At 61.2% G+C, this 14,765-nt stretch carries 15 protein-coding genes and 1 pseudogene; 9 read left to right on the forward strand and 7 right to left on the reverse strand.

Features of this window, described 5'->3' with window-relative positions; genetic code table 11:
* Window positions 1-65: 65 nt before the first annotated feature.
* The 3 genes and pseudogenes from AC3WMT_RS29265 to AC3WMT_RS29275 all read right to left on the reverse strand — a co-directional run bounded on the left by AC3WMT_RS29265 (window position 66) and on the right by AC3WMT_RS29275 (window position 2,126).
* Window positions 66-908, reverse strand: a complete 843-nt coding sequence (locus AC3WMT_RS29265; RefSeq protein WP_103306909.1) for an NAD-dependent protein deacetylase — start codon at window positions 906-908, stop codon at window positions 66-68.
* Between the two features lie 47 nt (window positions 909-955).
* A pseudogene (locus tag AC3WMT_RS29270) lies at window positions 956-1,051 on the reverse strand (N-acetyltransferase); the annotation flags it as partial.
* Window positions 1,052-1,079: 28 nt separating this feature from the next.
* Window positions 1,080-2,126, reverse strand: a complete 1,047-nt coding sequence (locus tag AC3WMT_RS29275) for a class I SAM-dependent methyltransferase (protein ID WP_103306910.1) — start codon at window positions 2,124-2,126, stop codon at window positions 1,080-1,082.
* 419 nt (window positions 2,127-2,545) lie between these two features.
* Between AC3WMT_RS29275 and AC3WMT_RS29280 the strand changes: the two genes are divergently transcribed.
* Complete coding sequence (locus tag AC3WMT_RS29280; protein ID WP_103306911.1) at window positions 2,546-3,385, forward strand: HvfB family MNIO-type RiPP peptide maturase; 840 nt, start codon at window positions 2,546-2,548, stop codon at window positions 3,383-3,385.
* On the forward strand, window positions 3,378-4,127 hold the full coding sequence (locus tag AC3WMT_RS29285) for an HvfC family RiPP maturation protein (RefSeq protein ID WP_103306912.1): 750 nt from the start codon (window positions 3,378-3,380) through the stop codon (window positions 4,125-4,127). The genes AC3WMT_RS29280 and AC3WMT_RS29285 overlap by 8 nt, the downstream gene beginning before the upstream one ends.
* A 120-nt stretch (window positions 4,128-4,247) precedes the next feature.
* Here the strand turns inward: AC3WMT_RS29285 and AC3WMT_RS29290 are convergent, their stop codons facing one another.
* Both AC3WMT_RS29290 and AC3WMT_RS29295 read right to left on the reverse strand, forming a co-directional pair.
* On the reverse strand, window positions 4,248-5,555 hold the full coding sequence (locus tag AC3WMT_RS29290; protein WP_103306914.1) for an ATP-binding protein: 1,308 nt from the start codon (window positions 5,553-5,555) through the stop codon (window positions 4,248-4,250).
* The gene (locus AC3WMT_RS29295) at window positions 5,552-6,292 is read right to left on the reverse strand and encodes a response regulator (protein ID WP_064392669.1); all 741 of its coding nucleotides are present in this window, start codon (window positions 6,290-6,292) and stop codon (window positions 5,552-5,554) included. Before AC3WMT_RS29295 ends, AC3WMT_RS29290 begins: the two co-directional genes overlap by 4 nt.
* 295 nt (window positions 6,293-6,587) lie before the next feature.
* On the opposite strand from AC3WMT_RS29295, the gene AC3WMT_RS29300 reads away from it, so the two are divergent.
* The 3 genes from AC3WMT_RS29300 to AC3WMT_RS29310 are packed head-to-tail and all read left to right on the forward strand — an operon-like array spanning window position 6,588 to window position 8,351.
* Window positions 6,588-6,851, forward strand: coding sequence for a DUF2790 domain-containing protein (locus tag AC3WMT_RS29300; protein WP_103306915.1), 264 nt, complete (start codon window positions 6,588-6,590; stop codon window positions 6,849-6,851).
* Between the two features lie 27 nt (window positions 6,852-6,878).
* A complete protein-coding gene (locus AC3WMT_RS29305) occupies window positions 6,879-7,091 on the forward strand; it encodes a hypothetical protein (RefSeq protein WP_103306916.1) in 213 nt (70 codons plus the stop codon).
* A 48-nt stretch (window positions 7,092-7,139) separates the two neighbouring features.
* On the forward strand, window positions 7,140-8,351 hold the full coding sequence (locus AC3WMT_RS29310) for a cytochrome c biogenesis protein DipZ (protein ID WP_103306917.1): 1,212 nt from the start codon (window positions 7,140-7,142) through the stop codon (window positions 8,349-8,351).
* A gap of 17 nt (window positions 8,352-8,368) precedes the next feature.
* On the opposite strand, the gene AC3WMT_RS29315 is transcribed toward AC3WMT_RS29310, so the two are convergent.
* On the reverse strand, window positions 8,369-8,830 hold the full coding sequence (locus AC3WMT_RS29315) for a GNAT family N-acetyltransferase (protein WP_103306918.1): 462 nt from the start codon (window positions 8,828-8,830) through the stop codon (window positions 8,369-8,371).
* A 237-nt stretch (window positions 8,831-9,067) separates the two neighbouring features.
* On the opposite strand from AC3WMT_RS29315, the gene AC3WMT_RS29320 reads away from it, so the two are divergent.
* Both AC3WMT_RS29320 and AC3WMT_RS29325 read left to right on the forward strand, forming a co-directional pair.
* The gene (locus AC3WMT_RS29320; protein WP_103306919.1) at window positions 9,068-9,340 is read left to right on the forward strand and encodes a DUF4242 domain-containing protein; all 273 of its coding nucleotides are present in this window, start codon (window positions 9,068-9,070) and stop codon (window positions 9,338-9,340) included.
* 33 nt (window positions 9,341-9,373) lie between these two features.
* On the forward strand, window positions 9,374-10,186 hold the full coding sequence (locus tag AC3WMT_RS29325; RefSeq protein WP_103306920.1) for a class I SAM-dependent methyltransferase: 813 nt from the start codon (window positions 9,374-9,376) through the stop codon (window positions 10,184-10,186).
* A gap of 146 nt (window positions 10,187-10,332) precedes the next feature.
* On the opposite strand, the gene pcsA is transcribed toward AC3WMT_RS29325, so the two are convergent.
* On the reverse strand, window positions 10,333-11,055 hold the full coding sequence (gene pcsA / locus AC3WMT_RS29330) for a phosphatidylcholine synthase (protein ID WP_103306921.1): 723 nt from the start codon (window positions 11,053-11,055) through the stop codon (window positions 10,333-10,335).
* Between the two features lie 260 nt (window positions 11,056-11,315).
* On the opposite strand from pcsA, the gene AC3WMT_RS29335 reads away from it, so the two are divergent.
* Both AC3WMT_RS29335 and AC3WMT_RS29340 read left to right on the forward strand, forming a co-directional pair.
* The gene (locus AC3WMT_RS29335) at window positions 11,316-12,065 is read left to right on the forward strand and encodes a tellurite resistance TerB family protein (protein WP_103306922.1); all 750 of its coding nucleotides are present in this window, start codon (window positions 11,316-11,318) and stop codon (window positions 12,063-12,065) included.
* 358 nt (window positions 12,066-12,423) lie between these two features.
* Window positions 12,424-14,765, forward strand: a 2,342-nt coding sequence (locus AC3WMT_RS29340; protein WP_371919337.1) for a toxin VasX, incomplete at its 3' end; no start/stop codon positions are given.

Consider the following 14,765-nt stretch of genomic DNA (forward strand, 5'->3'; position numbering starts at 1 on the left):
AGCAATGATGTTGGCTGACAAGACGCTATCGCGAGCAGGCTCACTCCTACAGGGGATTTATGTGTTCAGGAGATGAACTGTTGCGATAGCAACGGCAGGAGCTGTTCGCAGGAAGCCTCGATCTTCAAGTCGAGCAAGTCATCCGCCCGGGTCTTGCCCAGATTGATCGCAATCAACGGCTTGCCGCGATCCGCAATCACCCGGCACAGACGAAACGCCGAATACGCCATCAACGAAGACCCCACCACCAGCATCCCCGCCGCCGTTTCTGCCGCCGCCATGGCCCGTGCCGCGGTGGCCTGGGCGACGTTTTCGCCGAAAAACACCACATCGGGTTTCATCCGCTCACCCGCGCAATGGGGGCAGTGCGGCACCTGAAACCGCGCTTCGAACGCCGGGTCGAGCAGGGTATCGCCGTCCGGTGCCTGCACCGCATCGACGCCGGCCAGATACGGATTCTGCTGTTCCATCAAACGCTGAATCGAATCGCGCTCACTGCGCTGCCCGCAATCCAGGCAGAGCACGCGATGCAGACTGCCGTGCAGTTCGATCACGTCGTGACTGCCAGCCTGATCGTGCAAGGTGTCGACGTTTTGCGTAATCAAGCCACTGATGCGCCCATGACTCTGCAAACTGGCCAGCGCTTCGTGCGCGGCATTCGGCTGCGCCTGACGTACTCGCGGCCAGCCGAGCATCGCCCGTGCCCAATAGCGGCGGCGTGACTCGGGGGCAGCGAGGAATTCCTGATACATCATCGGCTGGCGGCCACGGCGCACACCGTCGCTGTCGCGGTAATCAGGGATGCCCGAGGGTGTGCTGATGCCGGCACCGGTCAGCACCAGAAAATCGCCATCGGCCATCGCCTGTTGCAGGGTGTCGAGCTGTTCGCGGATCGGGCTGTCGAGCATGGTCGGCGCTCCAGGCAGAGTGAATGCCTTGCAGGTTAGCACCGACCCCTGTGGCGAGGGAGCTTGCTCCCGCTGGACTGCGCAGCAGGCCCATCCTTTGGGGCCGCTTCGCGACCCAGCGGGAGCAAGCTCCCTCGCCACAGGGTATGTATTGTTTTCAGTCCCGATGATTTATTTGCGCGCCTCCAGAATCAGGTTGAACGGCGTTTGCGTTGCACGCCTGAAACGCTTGAACCCGGCCTCGGCAAAGACTTTGCGCAGACGCATTTCCCCTGCTTGCGCACCGAGCCCGAGGCCAACTTCCTGTGACAGCGAGTTCGGTGTGCATATAAAGGTCGAAGCCGCGTAGAACAACCGACCGACCGGGTTGATGTTGTCGTCCAGCGTGTCGTTGGCGAATGGCTCGACCAGCAATACCGTGCCGTCATCCTTCAGCGAGTCGTAGGCGTGGCGGGCGGCGCCGACGGGGTCGCCCATGTCGTGCAGGCAGTCGAAATAGCAGATCAGGTCGTAATCGTTGCCCGGATAGCTTTTCGCCGTGCCCTGGAAGAATTTCGCCCGGCTGCTGACCCCACCTTCTTCGGCGCGTTGGGTGGCGACGGTGATCGACGGCGCATGGTAGTCGTAGCCGACGAAGCGCGAGTTGGGAAACGCCTGGGCCATGATCACCGTCGAGGCACCATGGCCGCAGCCGATGTCAGCGACTTTCGCGCCATCCTCCAGTTTCGCCACGACCCCCTCCAGTGCCGGCAGCCATTCGGCGATCAAGTGGCCCTTATAGCCGGGGCGGAAAAACCGTTCAGTGCCGGTGAACATGCACGGGTGGTGATCGCCCCAGGGCAGGGCGCCGTTGCCGCGCATGGCTTTGACCAGTTTGTCCTTGTCATGGAAAAACGACGCCACCACGCCGAGCCCTCCAGCGACGTATACCGGCGAGTCTTCTACGGCCAGCGCCAGGGCGTGTTCTTCCGGCAAACGGAATTGACCGTCGCGGTGCTCCATGTAGCCCGACGCGGCGTGGGCGCTGAGCCATTCGCGGACCAGACGTGGATTGCAGTGGGTTTTTGCCGCGAGGGTATCGGGGCTGATCGGCTGACTGTCGGCCATCGCCCGGTACAGCCCGAGCTCCTCGCCGACGATGACATTGGCCAGCATCGCCGCGCCGCCCATGTCGTTGACCAGTTTGCCCATGAATTCGTTGAGTCGGGACTCGTCCATCACATGTGCTCCTGAAACAGGATCACAGTCCGGCGACGTAGAGGGTCAAGGCATGCGCCACCGGGCGGTGGTCATGGAAACGGGCAGGGCACGGCAAAAGTCCTGCGGCCCCCTCGACTGGGTAATGAAAGAGTCTAGCCCTCGTCCGGGATAGACGCTGAATTTGTGGGCACTGAAAAACCTGTGGGAGCTGGCTTGCCAGCGATGGCGTAGGCATAGCCACTGACTTGCTGCCTGATACACCGCTATCGCTGGCAAGCCAGCTCCCACAGGGGGCGGTGTTTGATGAGGGAGATTGTATGGCTATGTATCGCGCCGGTCGGGGGATACACAGGGCGGCAAATCCCCGGTTGGCTGAACACAGCAGCGATACAGCCGTCGGTTCAACTGGGTTGGCCAATCAAGTGAGGTCAACCCCCATGCAAATCCCCCCAGCATCAAGGCAACCCGGCGTCGGTCTGGGCCTGCGCCGTGGTCTGTTGAAAGACTTGCTCGTCGCCCGTGCCGGCGATTTTGATTTTCTCGAAGTCGCCCCGGAAAACTGGATCGGCGTCGGCGGCGCCTATGGCGCGGCGCTGCGCGAACTGGCCGAGCGTTATCCGCTATCGTGTCACGGGTTGTCGTTATCGCTGGGCGGTTCGGCGCCGCTGGATACCAGTTTTCTGCAAGAGGTACGGGTATTTCTCGATCATCACCAGGTCCGGTATTACAGCGAGCATCTGAGTTATTGCAGCGACGACGGCCATCTCTACGACCTGCTGCCCTTGCCGTTCACCGAGGAAGCCGTGCGCCATGTTGCCGCGCGTATCCGCCAATCCCAAGACATCCTCGGGCGGCGTCTGGCGGTGGAAAACGTCTCCTACTATGCGGCCCCGCGCCAGGACATGGACGAAGTGACCTTCACCAACGCCGTGCTGCGCGAGGCCGATTGCGACCTGCTGCTGGACGTCAACAATGTCTACGTCAACTCGATCAATCACGGCTTTGATCCACAGGAATTCCTCGCGCGGATCGAGCCGGGCAGGGTGGTCGGGATGCACGTGGCCGGGCATTTCGATGAGTCCGACACACTCAAGATCGACACCCATGGCGCCTCGGTAAAACCCGTGGTCTGGTCATTGCTGGCCGAGGCTTATGCCCGGTTTGGCGTGCAGCCGACCTTGCTCGAGCGGGATTTCCATTTTCCGGCGTTCAGCGAACTGGTCGCCGAGCTACAGACCATCCGCCGTCTGCAAGGTGCAGGAGTTCAGCGTGGATAACCTTCAACAGCAACAACAGGCGTTGACGTGCTATCTGCGTGATCCTGACCATCAACCACCACCCGCCGATATGAACATCGCGCGGGTCAATGTCTACCGCGATCTGCTGTTCAACAATCTTTCGCAATTGTTGAGTGGCACTTTTCCGGTACTGATCCGGATCATCGGCAAACAACGCTGGAACCTGCTGGTTAGCGGTTTTTTGCGCGACTATCGCGCACAAACGCCGAAATTTTCTGAGATTGCCGAAGCGTTCCTCGACTATCTTGCCGCGCAGCCTGACGTGTTGCGTGAAGGTCAGTGGCCGGCGTTTCTGCTGGAGCTGGCGCATTACGAATGGGTCGAGATGGTCCTGCAGCAGTCCGACGCCGAGCCGTTGCCGGCGACGGATGCGCAGTTGTTACTGGAGCGGCCATTGCAGGTCTCGGCACTGGCGTGGCCACTGGCGTATACGTGGCCGGTGCAGTTGCTCGGGCCGGATCACCAACCCTCGGTCGCACCGCAACAACCGACGTTGTTGCTGGTGCGGCGGGAGGCGGATTTCAGCGTGAAATTCTCGGAGCTGAGCCCGCTGACCTGGCGGTTATTGCAGCGCATCGGCGAGTTTGCGGGATTGACCGGGCGTAAGCAGTTGCAGGGTTTGGCGCAGGAGGCGGGGCTGTTGGCGGACGCGTCGTTCATGGATAGCGGTTTGGCGCTGTTGCAGCAAATGCATGAAAGCGGCGTTGTCGGGATTCTTTAAGTCACCGCAAGACTCTGTGGGAGCGGGCTTGCCCGCGAAAAGGCCGGCACAGTCAACCTCTTCATTGACTGTCCAGACGCCTTCGCGGGCAAGCCCGCTCCCACAGGTATTCAGGTGTTTTCAGGACCTCAGCGGCAGCTTGAGTTCGGCGCACAAGCCGCCGCCCTGGCGATTGCTCAGAGTCAGCGAGCCGCCCAGGGCCATCGCCAGTTGCTGAGCGATCGCCAGACCCAGCCCGGTGCCGCCGGTATCGCGGTTGCGCGAGTTTTCCACGCGGTAGAACGGCTGCATCACCTGCGCGAGTTCCGCTTCGGCAATCCCCGGACCGCGATCCATGACGGTGATCGACAGGCTGCCCTTGTTCGCTTCGACCCACACTTCAGCGGCGCCGGCGAATTTCAGGGCGTTGTCGGTCAGATTGACCAACACCCGGCGCAACGCGTGCGGACGGGTGTCGACGACTGCCTCACTCTTGCCGACAAGCTGCACGTCTTTGCCCATATCCTGATAGTCGAACACCAGGCTTTCGAGAAAGGAATCCATGTTGGTGCGCCGACTTTCTTCGGTCGAACCATGGATGCTGCGGGCGTAGGCCACGCCTTCGCGCACCAGGTGTTCCATCTCGCCGAGGTCGTTGCACAGTTTGTCTTTTTCCGCCGAGTCGTCCATGAATTCGGCGCGCAGTTTCATCCGTGTGATCGGGGTTTGCAGGTCATGGGAGATCGCGGCCAGCAGTTGCATGCGCTCTTTCAGATAGTCCGCAATCCGCGCCTGCATCGCGTTGAACGCGCGGGCGGCGTAGACCACTTCGTTCGGGCCTTTCTCGTCCAGATGAATCGGGTGGGCGTTGGGGTCGAGGGTTTCCACGGCGTTCGCCAGGCGGGTGAGGGGGCGAATGGCAATGCGCACCGCCAGCCAGGTGCAGGCAATCATCAAGGCCAGTTGGCCGAGCAATACCGCTGGCAACCAGGGCGACAGCGGCACCATCGAGGGGCGCACGTCGATGGTCACCGGGCTGCCGTCGCTCAGGCGCAAATGGCCCTGGAAGTGCTTTCGCGGGCCGGGAATGTCGGTGAAGGTCAACGGGTATTGGTCGCCGATGGCATCGGTGATCGAGGTGACTGCAATCGGCACCTCGCCCGGCCCGAGGGGCGTACCGGGTTCGCCTTCGCTCAACAGATACCCGTAGTTGGTCCGCGCCAGACGCTTGAGCCACGCCGGGCGCTCCTCGGCGGGCAAGCGGTCGAGGATCGCAATCGAGGTCGAGACGTCGGTTTCCAGATTGCCCAGCATGGTGTTTTTCGCGCTCTGGTAACGCTCGTAATACTGCGCGCCGAACGACAGCGCCTGGGCGAGGATCAGACCGATCAGGAAAATCAGCGACACCCGCGAGGCGAGAGTGCGCGGCCAGTGCAGGTTGAGGCTCATGCCGGGGCACCTAGGATCTCGACCGGCAGTGAAAACACATAGCCTTCGCTGCGCACGGTCTTGATGTAGGCCGGTTCGCGGGCGTCATCCAGCAGGCGCTGGCGCAAGCGGCTGACCAGCAGATCAATCGAGCGATCAAACAGATCGGCGTCGCGGCCCTGGGTCAGGTTGAGCAATTGATCGCGGCTGAGCACCCGTTGCGGGTGATCGAGAAACACCCGCAGCAAGCGGTACTCGGCACCGCTGAGGGCGACCATGGTGCCGTCCTTGTCGAGCAGATGGCGAGCCGAGGTGTCCAGCTGCCAACGGCCGAACGCCAGCAAACGGCCGGCTTCGGTGACCACCAGGTTCGGCGGCAGCATCCGCGTGCGGCGCAGCACGGCGTTGATCCGGGCCAGCAATTCACGGGCGGCGAAGGGTTTGGTCAGGTAGTCGTCGGCGCCCATTTCGAGGCCGATGATGCGGTCGGTTTCATCGTTACGGGCGGTGAGCATCAGCACCGGCGTGGCCTTGTGTTTGCCCACGCGTAATTCGCGGCACAGCTGCAGGCCATCGTCACCGGGCATCATGATGTCGAGCACGATCAGGTCGACGGTGTTGGCCTCGAGAAAGCTGCGCATCTGCCGGCCATCGGCGACTACGGTGGTGCGCAGGCCGTTTTTCTTCAGGTAGTTGCCGACCAGTTCGCGAATTTCGCGATCGTCGTCGACGATGAGAATGTGATCGACATGTTCCATCGGGCCAGGCCTCTTTAAAGGGGGAATGCCGTGCAGTCTATCGAGCCTTTACGCGCTCGCCTGCCTGCGTTTGTATTGCAGTGTATCTGGCGTCACAGACGATACAGGGGAACGCAAAAAGACGATTTTTTCAGGCTTTTGTATCGCTGTGTATCCCCGGGCGGCAGGGATACATAGCCATTTATAGCCGCTCGTTTCCGACACATACGCGATACCTCGCGAGGCTTCAATGAGCTCCATCGAGGCACACCATAACGCCTCGGCTCAAACCCACTGAAGCCTTGAGGAACACGCCATGAAAAATACATCGGTTATCGCCGCCTGCCTGTTTGCCGCCCTGAACATCTGCACCCTGTCGGCCCGCGCCGAAGCCACTGTTACTCCACAAACCTACAACTACGGCACGCACCTGGACATCCAGAAAGTGATCTCGCTGACCCAGGACAATTCGGTGATGTGCGGCGTCATTGATGCGCGCATGACATACCTGGATTCGGCCAACAAAACCCACGTGCTGGATTACCGCAAGTTTGCTGACGACTGCAACAACGACAACTGATTCGTCACTTTTTTGCAGGAAAGAACCATGAATAACCTCTCTCGTCTCCTCACTGCCGTTGCTTTCTCTTTCGCCGGTGTCGCCGCGCATGCCAACGCTGCGGTCGAACAGCATAGCTGCCATGGCAACAGCTGTTTTCAACTGACGCCTATCACCAAGCCAGGCGCCGACGCCTTGCTCGCCGCTGACGGCTCCAACCGCACGCCGCAAGGGCAGAGGCTGGAAAGCCAGAACGCCTGACTCCCTCGCCACAGGGCTCAGTGCTCACATCTATTCAGGGTGACCCTTATGTATCTCATCGCTTTCCTCGGCGGTCTTTTGACCGTCCTCAGCCCGTGCATCCTGCCGGTGGTGCCGTTCCTGTTTGCCGGGGCTCACCGCAGCCGCTCTTCGATCCTGCTGACCCTCGGCGGCATGACCCTGACTTTCGCGCTGATCTCCAGCCTGGCCGTGGTCAGCAGTGAGTGGGTGATTCAGGCCAGTAACAGCGGACGCCATATCGCGCTGATCGTCATGGCGCTGTTCGCGCTGTCGCTGATCTCGGCGCGTATTGGCGACTGGCTGGCGCGTCCATTTGTGTGGCTCGGCAATCGTCTCGATCCCGATGCGCAGAAAAAGGCCGGCCCCTTGGGCTCGCTGATGATCGGCGTCGCCACCGGGCTGCTGTGGGCGCCGTGTGCCGGGCCGATCCTCGGGGTGATCCTCACGGGCGCCATGTTGCAAGGCGCCAACGCGCAGACCAGCCTGTTGTTGCTGGCCTATGGCGCGGGCAGTGCGTTGTCGTTGGGCACGCTGATCTTCGCCGGTCGCGGGTTGGTCAACCGCTTGAAACCGTCGATCCCGTTTACCGCTTGGTTGCGCCGTGGCGCTGGTGTCGCGGTACTCGCGGCGGCGGCCGTGATTTCCACCGGCACAGATAAAACCCTATTGGCCGGAACATCCTCGGAAGGCGTCGCCAGAGTCGAAAAAAGCGTGCTGGAAAACGTGCCGAAAGTGCTCGACTTCCTCGTCAGCAAAGTTCGCGCCGATTCGCTGATGGACGACAGCAAAGGCGCGATGCCGTCGCTGGCCGGGGCGGTGCAATGGCTCAACTCGCCGGAACTCAGCGCCGAATCCCTGCGCGGCAAAGTGGTGTTGGTGGACTTCTGGACCTACGACTGCATCAACTGCCAGCACAGCCTGCCGTACGTCAAGGACTGGGCGAAGAAGTACGAAAAGGATGGTCTGGTGGTGATCGGCGTGCACACCCCGGAATACGGCTACGAGCGGATTATCGACAACGTCAGGGAGCAGGTGCGCAAATTGGGTATCACCTACCCGGTGGCCATCGACAACAACTACGCGATCTGGCGCAACTTCGATAACCAGTACTGGCCGGCGCACTACCTGATTGACGCCAAGGGGCAGGTGCGTTTCAGCCACTTCGGCGAAGGCCGCTACGAGGCGCAGGAGCAGGTGATTCGGCAATTGCTTGAAGAGGCCAAGGCACCTGCGGCCTGATCAATCCGGCCAATGGCTCAGAGGTCGCGCACCATGAGCCATTGGTCGTTTTCCCAGGCGCGAAAACGCTCCAGCACCTGCCAGCCGCGTTTGCCGTAGTAGTCCTGCTTGCTCTGCGTGTGCAGATAAAGACGCGCCAGGCCACGGTTTTTCGCTTCCTGACAAATCCCTTCGATCAATTGCTCGGCCAAGCCTTGCCCGCGAGCTGCCGGGTCGACGAATACGCAGGCCAGCCAAGGGCCGAGATCGGGCCGATGCGCGAGATCATCGCGGGCCAGCGCTGCACCGCCGACCAGTCGTTCACCGTCCAAGGCGATCAGGCAAGACCAGTCACCATTGCTTTGACCTTCGGCAAATTCCCGTTGCCATTCGACCAAGGGTTGATGGGCGTATTCGTAGTGAAATTGCTGGTGGATCCAGGCGGCATAGGTGTCGCTGTGTTGCGGGTGGCTGGCCAGCCAGTCGAGAAGCAGAGGCATGAGTCGAGTCCGTTCCGAGGGCGAGCGTGCATCAGAAACCAATCGACCGCTGCTGGCAATGCCGAGGGTGTTGCAACCGCTTAACAGATTTCCGCCACTCATCGGCAAAGCCGCGGTTTTCCTGAATCTGCAGACGACTGGCAGGGACGCCGGCCGCGCTCGGCGCGATAGTGGACGAGCAGGGCCACTGCCGGCCCCGCCACAGACGCCATACAACAAGAAGAACGCGAGGTTGCCATGCCGAAATTCGTGATTGAACGCGAGATTCCAGGGGCCGGAAAGCTGTCGGAGCAAGAACTCAAAGCCGTTTCACAAACGTCCTGCAATGCGTTGCGTGAACTCGGGCCACAGGTGCAATGGCTGCAGAGTTACGTCACTGCCGACAAAATCTACTGCGTGTACATCGCCCCCGATGAAGAGCAGGTGCGCGAACACGCTCGCCTCGGCGGTTTCCCCGCCAACAGCGTGGCGCGGGTGATGACGGTGATCGACCCGACTACCGCCGAATGAAGCCAGTTTCCACCTGTTGCGGAGCACCTCTTCATGAGTACCCCGATTGATCTCACTGCCTTGAAGGAACGCCAGAAGGTCGCTTGGGCCAGCGGCGACTACTCCTTGATCGGCACGACCTTGCAAATCGTCGGTGAAAATCTCGCCGAAGCCTGCGACCTGCGTTGTGATGAGGAAGTGCTGGATGTCGCGGCCGGTAACGGCAACGCAACACTGGCGGCAGCGCGGCGCGGCTGTCTGGTCACCTCGACCGACTACGTGGCAGCCCTGCTGGAGCGCGGCCAGGATCGCGCCCGGGCCGAGCACCTGGACGTGACCTTTCAAGTCGCTGACGCCGAAGCACTGCCGTTCGCCGACGGCAGTTTTGCAGCGGTGCTGTCGACGTTCGGGGTGATGTTTGCCCCGGATCAGGACCAGGCGGCGGCCGAACTGGCGCGGGTTTGCTGTCGCGGCGGGCGGATCGGACTGGCCAACTGGACGCCGGAAGGTTTCGTCGGCCAGATGTTCAAGACCCTCGGTCGCCATCTGCCACCGCCGGCCGGTGCTCAGCCACCGTCGAACTGGGGCACGGAAGCGTGGCTCCACCAGCATTTCGATGACCGCGATTTCGTCGTGCAGGTGACTCGCCGCGACTTCAATTTCCGCTATCGCTCGGCGGCGCACTTCATCGATATCTTTCGGCATTGGTACGGGCCCGTGCACAAGGCCTTTGCGGTATTACCGCCGGAAAGCGGCCAGGCGCTGGAAAGTGATCTGGCAGATTTGCTCAACCGCTTGAACCGGGCAGGGGAGGGCTCGCTGGTGGTGCCGAGCGAGTATCTGGAGGTGGTGATCAGCAAGCGCTGAGTCGAACTCGATCCTTCATCTGAAGGGAGATCCTTGTGGGAGCTGGCTTGCCAGCGATATCGGTGTGTCAGACTACAAAGATATCGACTGACCCTCCGTCATCGCTGGCAAGCCAGCTCCCACAGGTTCTTGTGTATGTCTTGGGGCTATTTCAGCTGCGAACGATCAAACCACTCCAGCGCCGTGCGCCAGATGCAGATCCCCAGGAAGTACGCCGACATCAGCAGCCACAAGCCCATCACCATTGGATTGATCACCGGGTGATTGAGCACCAGTGACAAGCTGCACAACAGCCAGATTGCCGTGACCGCAATGTTGATCGGCATGAAGCGGCGCACGCGGAACGGGTGGAGGAACTTCATCCGCGTTACCGTCAGCAGCGCCAGGCCGATCACGGTCAGAAAGGTGATCCACGGTCCTGGCCCGATGATGTACAGGCACAGTGCGACCACGTTCCACGCGGCGGGGAAACCGACAAAGTAGTTGTCCTTGCTTTTCATGTTGACGTTGCAGAAGCAGAACAGCGACGACACCAGAATCAGTGATACCGTCAGCAACAGCGTGTAATCCGGCAGCGGAATATAACGATAGATAAACAGTGCCGGGATGAACACGTAAGTCAGGTAGTCGATGACCAGATCGAGGATCGAGCCATCGAAACTGGGCAGTACCGATTGCACATTGACCTTGCGCGCCAATGCGCCATCGAGGCCGTCGACGATCAGCGCCACGCCCAGCCACATCAGGCAGTGGACGGGCTGGTTTTCCAGCAGGGCGAGGGTGGCCAGAAACGCCGTGACCACGCCGGTCGCGGTAAAGCCATGGGCGCCCCAGGCCTTGAGCCTGGCAATGTGGACGGTGGATATCACGGGGGCGTTCTCCAGAAAGTGAAGCAAGCCGGGTAACACCCTTGGACAGCAAGGGCGCCGGCTAACCGGGTCGGGGTTGCAGCTATCGACCGGTCATGCCGGGATAAGGTTCACCCACCATGAATCTTAGCTCGCCACTGAAAAAATACGCAGGCGAAATCTGTAGGCCTTTTCTGTGTCGGCCAAACGGTGCTGGCGCAATGGCCGCAGCGGTCTATTGTTGCCAGACGCAGTCACTGCCAATGCTTGAGGATGACGTCATGAATACCAGCGATTTGCTCGAACAATTGCTGCGGGGCCAGGCCTCGGCGGGTCAACAAAGTGGTGCCGCCGGTGGTGGTCTGGGTGGCCTCGGTGGTTTGCTGGGCGGGCTGCTTGGTGGCGCGGACTCCACCGGCACTCGCGGCGGCTCGCCTGCCGGAGGGGTTGGAGGTTTGGGCGGATTGCTCGGTGGCTTGCTCGGCGGCGGTGGGTTGGGCAGCGTTTTGGGCGGCGCTGGCGGTACGCAAAGCCGTTCCGGGGGCACCAATTATGCGGCGCTGGCATCGTTGGGCATGATGGCGTTTCAGGCGTATCAGGCCTGGCAACGCAGTCAGGCCAGCGCAGCGCCACAGCAGACGCCGCAAACGGCCAATCTGCTCGCCGGCCCCGAAATCGAAGAACACAGCCATGCCGTGCTGCGCGCGCTGATCGCGGCGGCCAAGGCTGACGGGCGTATCGACGATAGTGAAAAACAGCTTATAAGCAGTGAGATCGGCAAGCACACTGATGATCCGCAGCTGAAGCAGTGGCTTGATGACGAAGTCGCCAAGCCCCTTGACCCCAATGAAGTGGCGCAGTCGGCAAACAACGACCCGGCGGTGGCCGCGGAAATTTACCTGGCCAGCGTGATGCTGGTGGACGACCAGCAGGACGCCGAGCGCAACTATCTGGATGAGCTGGCGGCGGCGTTGCAGATTGATCCTGAATTACAGGTGCATCTGGAGCAGCAGGCCAAGGGCACAGCCTGAGGCAGGACGTCGGTACCCCGTGCAACAAGTGGATCGCCTTTTTCTGCAGTAATGTCTGTAGGACATTTAGCGTGAGACTGTCTGTCTTTTCCTAAATGGAACCGTCCTACATAAAGCGTCGATTCATCTGACTTAACCAATTTAGCCATCACGCCCCACAGTCCTGTGCCTTAAACAGACACAGGGACATGTGGATGCTTACCGTTGGCAGGTTCATCGTTTTCTTACGGGATAAAGAAGGTTTTTTCAGCGGTTTTCGCGTGTGCGGCTTGCATGCCGGGCTTTTACTGGCTCCTGGCGAGCGTGGTGCGTTGGCCGCTGATCTGGCGCAGCGCTGGGCCAGCCAGAAGGAATGCCCATGACCCATCCCGCCATTCTCGACGCCGCAGCGGCTTCGAAAGCCCCAATTGCTACTCCCACGGCGTGCCCGCTACGACAAACTCACGTGCAACTGCTGCCGCTGAGTTACGGCCTGGTGGAAAGAGAGCACGATCCCGGCGCCGAGCTGAATTTGCCGTACACCCTGAGCGCACGCCCGATGGGCATCCGCCGGCTGCGCGACGGCTGGCTGTACATCATCGACGGCCTCAGTGGTGACTTGTACGAATACCGGGTACTCGACGGCATTGTCACGGCGTTGCTGCATCAGGGTAAAACGGTTAACGAGGATCAGCTCGGCGCCATTGAAGAGCGCCCGGCGCTGATTTTTTCGCGCAAAAGTACGCTGTACGTGAGCTTCGCCGAGGTGCAGTGGACGGCCCGCAAATGCTCTCAGGTGCTGGACAGCGCTGAGGAGCGTGAGCATTTCATGCAGGCAGTCGATTTGGGGCCGGTGAATTGTCTGGTCGGTGGCGAACATTTGCTGACGGTTGCTCAGGCGAAAAAATGGCTGGCGGAAGTGGCGACTGGCGCTGAGCCGGTCGCTGAAACGGACGCAACACGGATGCCTGCCGTGCAGGTCAGCGATGCCCCCGAGCATGAACGCGAACCGTATTTGTGGGAGCAGCCGAAGCGTTTTCGTGCCGCCCACATCGGCGAGTTTCTCGGTCGGGTACGCGGGCCGTATCAGGACGACACGCTGTTTCTGCTGGTCAACGATGATCTGGGCGTGCTGCGCGATCTGGCCGAGTATCAGGACCGCGTGGTCGGCTGGGTCGAGGCGTGGAGCAACGCCGATAACAGCGAGCGTGATTATCTGTTGGCCAGTTACATCGAGTCCCTCAGCCAGCTCAACGACAAAGATTTCGACAGTCTGGCCAACGCCAGTGACCAACCGCAGGCCAAAGCCCTGTTTGCCGATATCGAGCAGTTGCCGGAACCGGATCGTGAGAATACGCGCAAGGCGTTGCTCGATTATTTGAACAAGGGCGGCAGCGTCGAACCGACCTCTACAGATGCGACGCCGGAACTGAATCAACTGCGTGAAAAGGCCCTCGATCAGTCGCTGGCCCTGAACCGTTTCGACGGCGTCGCGCCAGACTTCACCGCCCACTCCCGCGCCACCGCCGAGGCGGATCGCCGTTACTACACGCGTCAGTATTTCGAGGCAGTCGCCCCCGAAGATTTCGTCGAGCGACACCTGTCAGCGCTGGTCGATCTGGGCAAGGATCAGGATCGGCGCATGCGCGATGTGCTCGACGGCCCGGTGCTCAGCGGCAAACGCGGGGTCAACGACCTGATCGACCGCCCGGCGATGGACGAGCGACTGAATCTGCTGCGCGATGACCTCGGCCGCTGGAACCGCCTGCTCGAACGCATCACCGCCGACCGCACGCAACTGCTGGTCGCCGGCCGCTTCCACCGCGCAGCGTGGTACTACGACGCACAAGACGTGATGCAACTGCACCAGGCCCTCAGCACCGAATACGCCTGCCTCAAGGACCTCTGCCGCAGCGACGCGGCGAGCGAAAAAATGCTCGGTTATCTGGAACAGCACCCGGAACTGACCCGAACGCTGTTCTACACCTTGCCGCTGCGCCTGCAAGCTGAGCAGGCCGGGCAATATGCGTTCCTGTTCAACGCCGGCATGGCCACGTTCAACAACCTGCCGGACTGGCTGGCGAAACTGAAAAAGATCGAGCAACCGCACCTGCCGGCCCTCGACGACATGCCCGAACACAGCCGCACGGTCGCGGCCGCTGTGCAGGACACCTACAGCCCGGCCCTGAACCTGGGCCTGAACCGCGTACTGGAAGGCTTCGACCTCTCGGGCGAGAAAATCCCCGATCTCGATGAACTGTTCCAACGCCTGCCCAAAGGGCTGAAATTGCGCCTCTTCGATGCCGCCAAAACCAGCGGCGTGACCTTCACCGTCGCCAGCCCCGCAGAACAATCCGCCCTGCAAACCGCAATCAAGGAATTGCTGCGCGAACGCGACTACCTGAAAACCCTCAACCGCGAACGCAACCAGATCACCCACAACAAGAACCGCCAGGGCCATAAAACGCCGCGGGCGCTGGAGTTGCAGGAAGAGATCCTGCGCGTGCGGGGGCAGTTGACGGTGATTGAAGGGCGACTGGCGGCGGCGCTGAGCCCGATTGAGGAAGTGCCGGATCGCTCGGCCCGCTTGTACGGCGCCACGCCTGCGCGGGCAGGGGTGACGGTGGTGTTTCCGCCGGCGCAGCAGGGGGAGTTAAGGAGTTTGTTGGGGAATATTCGGCTGGGGGTGGGTGGGATTTCGGCGGGGAGTCTGGTGAAGAC

The organism is Pseudomonas sp. FW305-7, assembly GCF_058786735.1.

Coding starts and splice junctions, on each gene's coding strand:
- AC3WMT_RS29265 (WP_103306909.1), bottom strand. CDS start 908: ATGCTCGACAGCCCGATCCGCGAACAGCTCGACACCCTGCAACAGGCG.
- AC3WMT_RS29275 (WP_103306910.1), bottom strand. CDS start 2,126: ATGGACGAGTCCCGACTCAACGAATTCATGGGCAAACTGGTCAACGAC.
- AC3WMT_RS29280 (WP_103306911.1), top strand. CDS start 2,546: ATGCAAATCCCCCCAGCATCAAGGCAACCCGGCGTCGGTCTGGGCCTG.
- AC3WMT_RS29290 (WP_103306914.1), bottom strand. CDS start 5,555: ATGAGCCTCAACCTGCACTGGCCGCGCACTCTCGCCTCGCGGGTGTCG.
- AC3WMT_RS29295 (WP_064392669.1), bottom strand. CDS start 6,292: ATGGAACATGTCGATCACATTCTCATCGTCGACGACGATCGCGAAATT.
- AC3WMT_RS29300 (WP_103306915.1), top strand. CDS start 6,588: ATGAAAAATACATCGGTTATCGCCGCCTGCCTGTTTGCCGCCCTGAAC.
- AC3WMT_RS29305 (WP_103306916.1), top strand. CDS start 6,879: ATGAATAACCTCTCTCGTCTCCTCACTGCCGTTGCTTTCTCTTTCGCC.
- AC3WMT_RS29310 (WP_103306917.1), top strand. CDS start 7,140: ATGTATCTCATCGCTTTCCTCGGCGGTCTTTTGACCGTCCTCAGCCCG.
- AC3WMT_RS29315 (WP_103306918.1), bottom strand. CDS start 8,830: ATGCCTCTGCTTCTCGACTGGCTGGCCAGCCACCCGCAACACAGCGAC.
- AC3WMT_RS29320 (WP_103306919.1), top strand. CDS start 9,068: ATGCCGAAATTCGTGATTGAACGCGAGATTCCAGGGGCCGGAAAGCTG.
- AC3WMT_RS29325 (WP_103306920.1), top strand. CDS start 9,374: ATGAGTACCCCGATTGATCTCACTGCCTTGAAGGAACGCCAGAAGGTC.
- AC3WMT_RS29335 (WP_103306922.1), top strand. CDS start 11,316: ATGAATACCAGCGATTTGCTCGAACAATTGCTGCGGGGCCAGGCCTCG.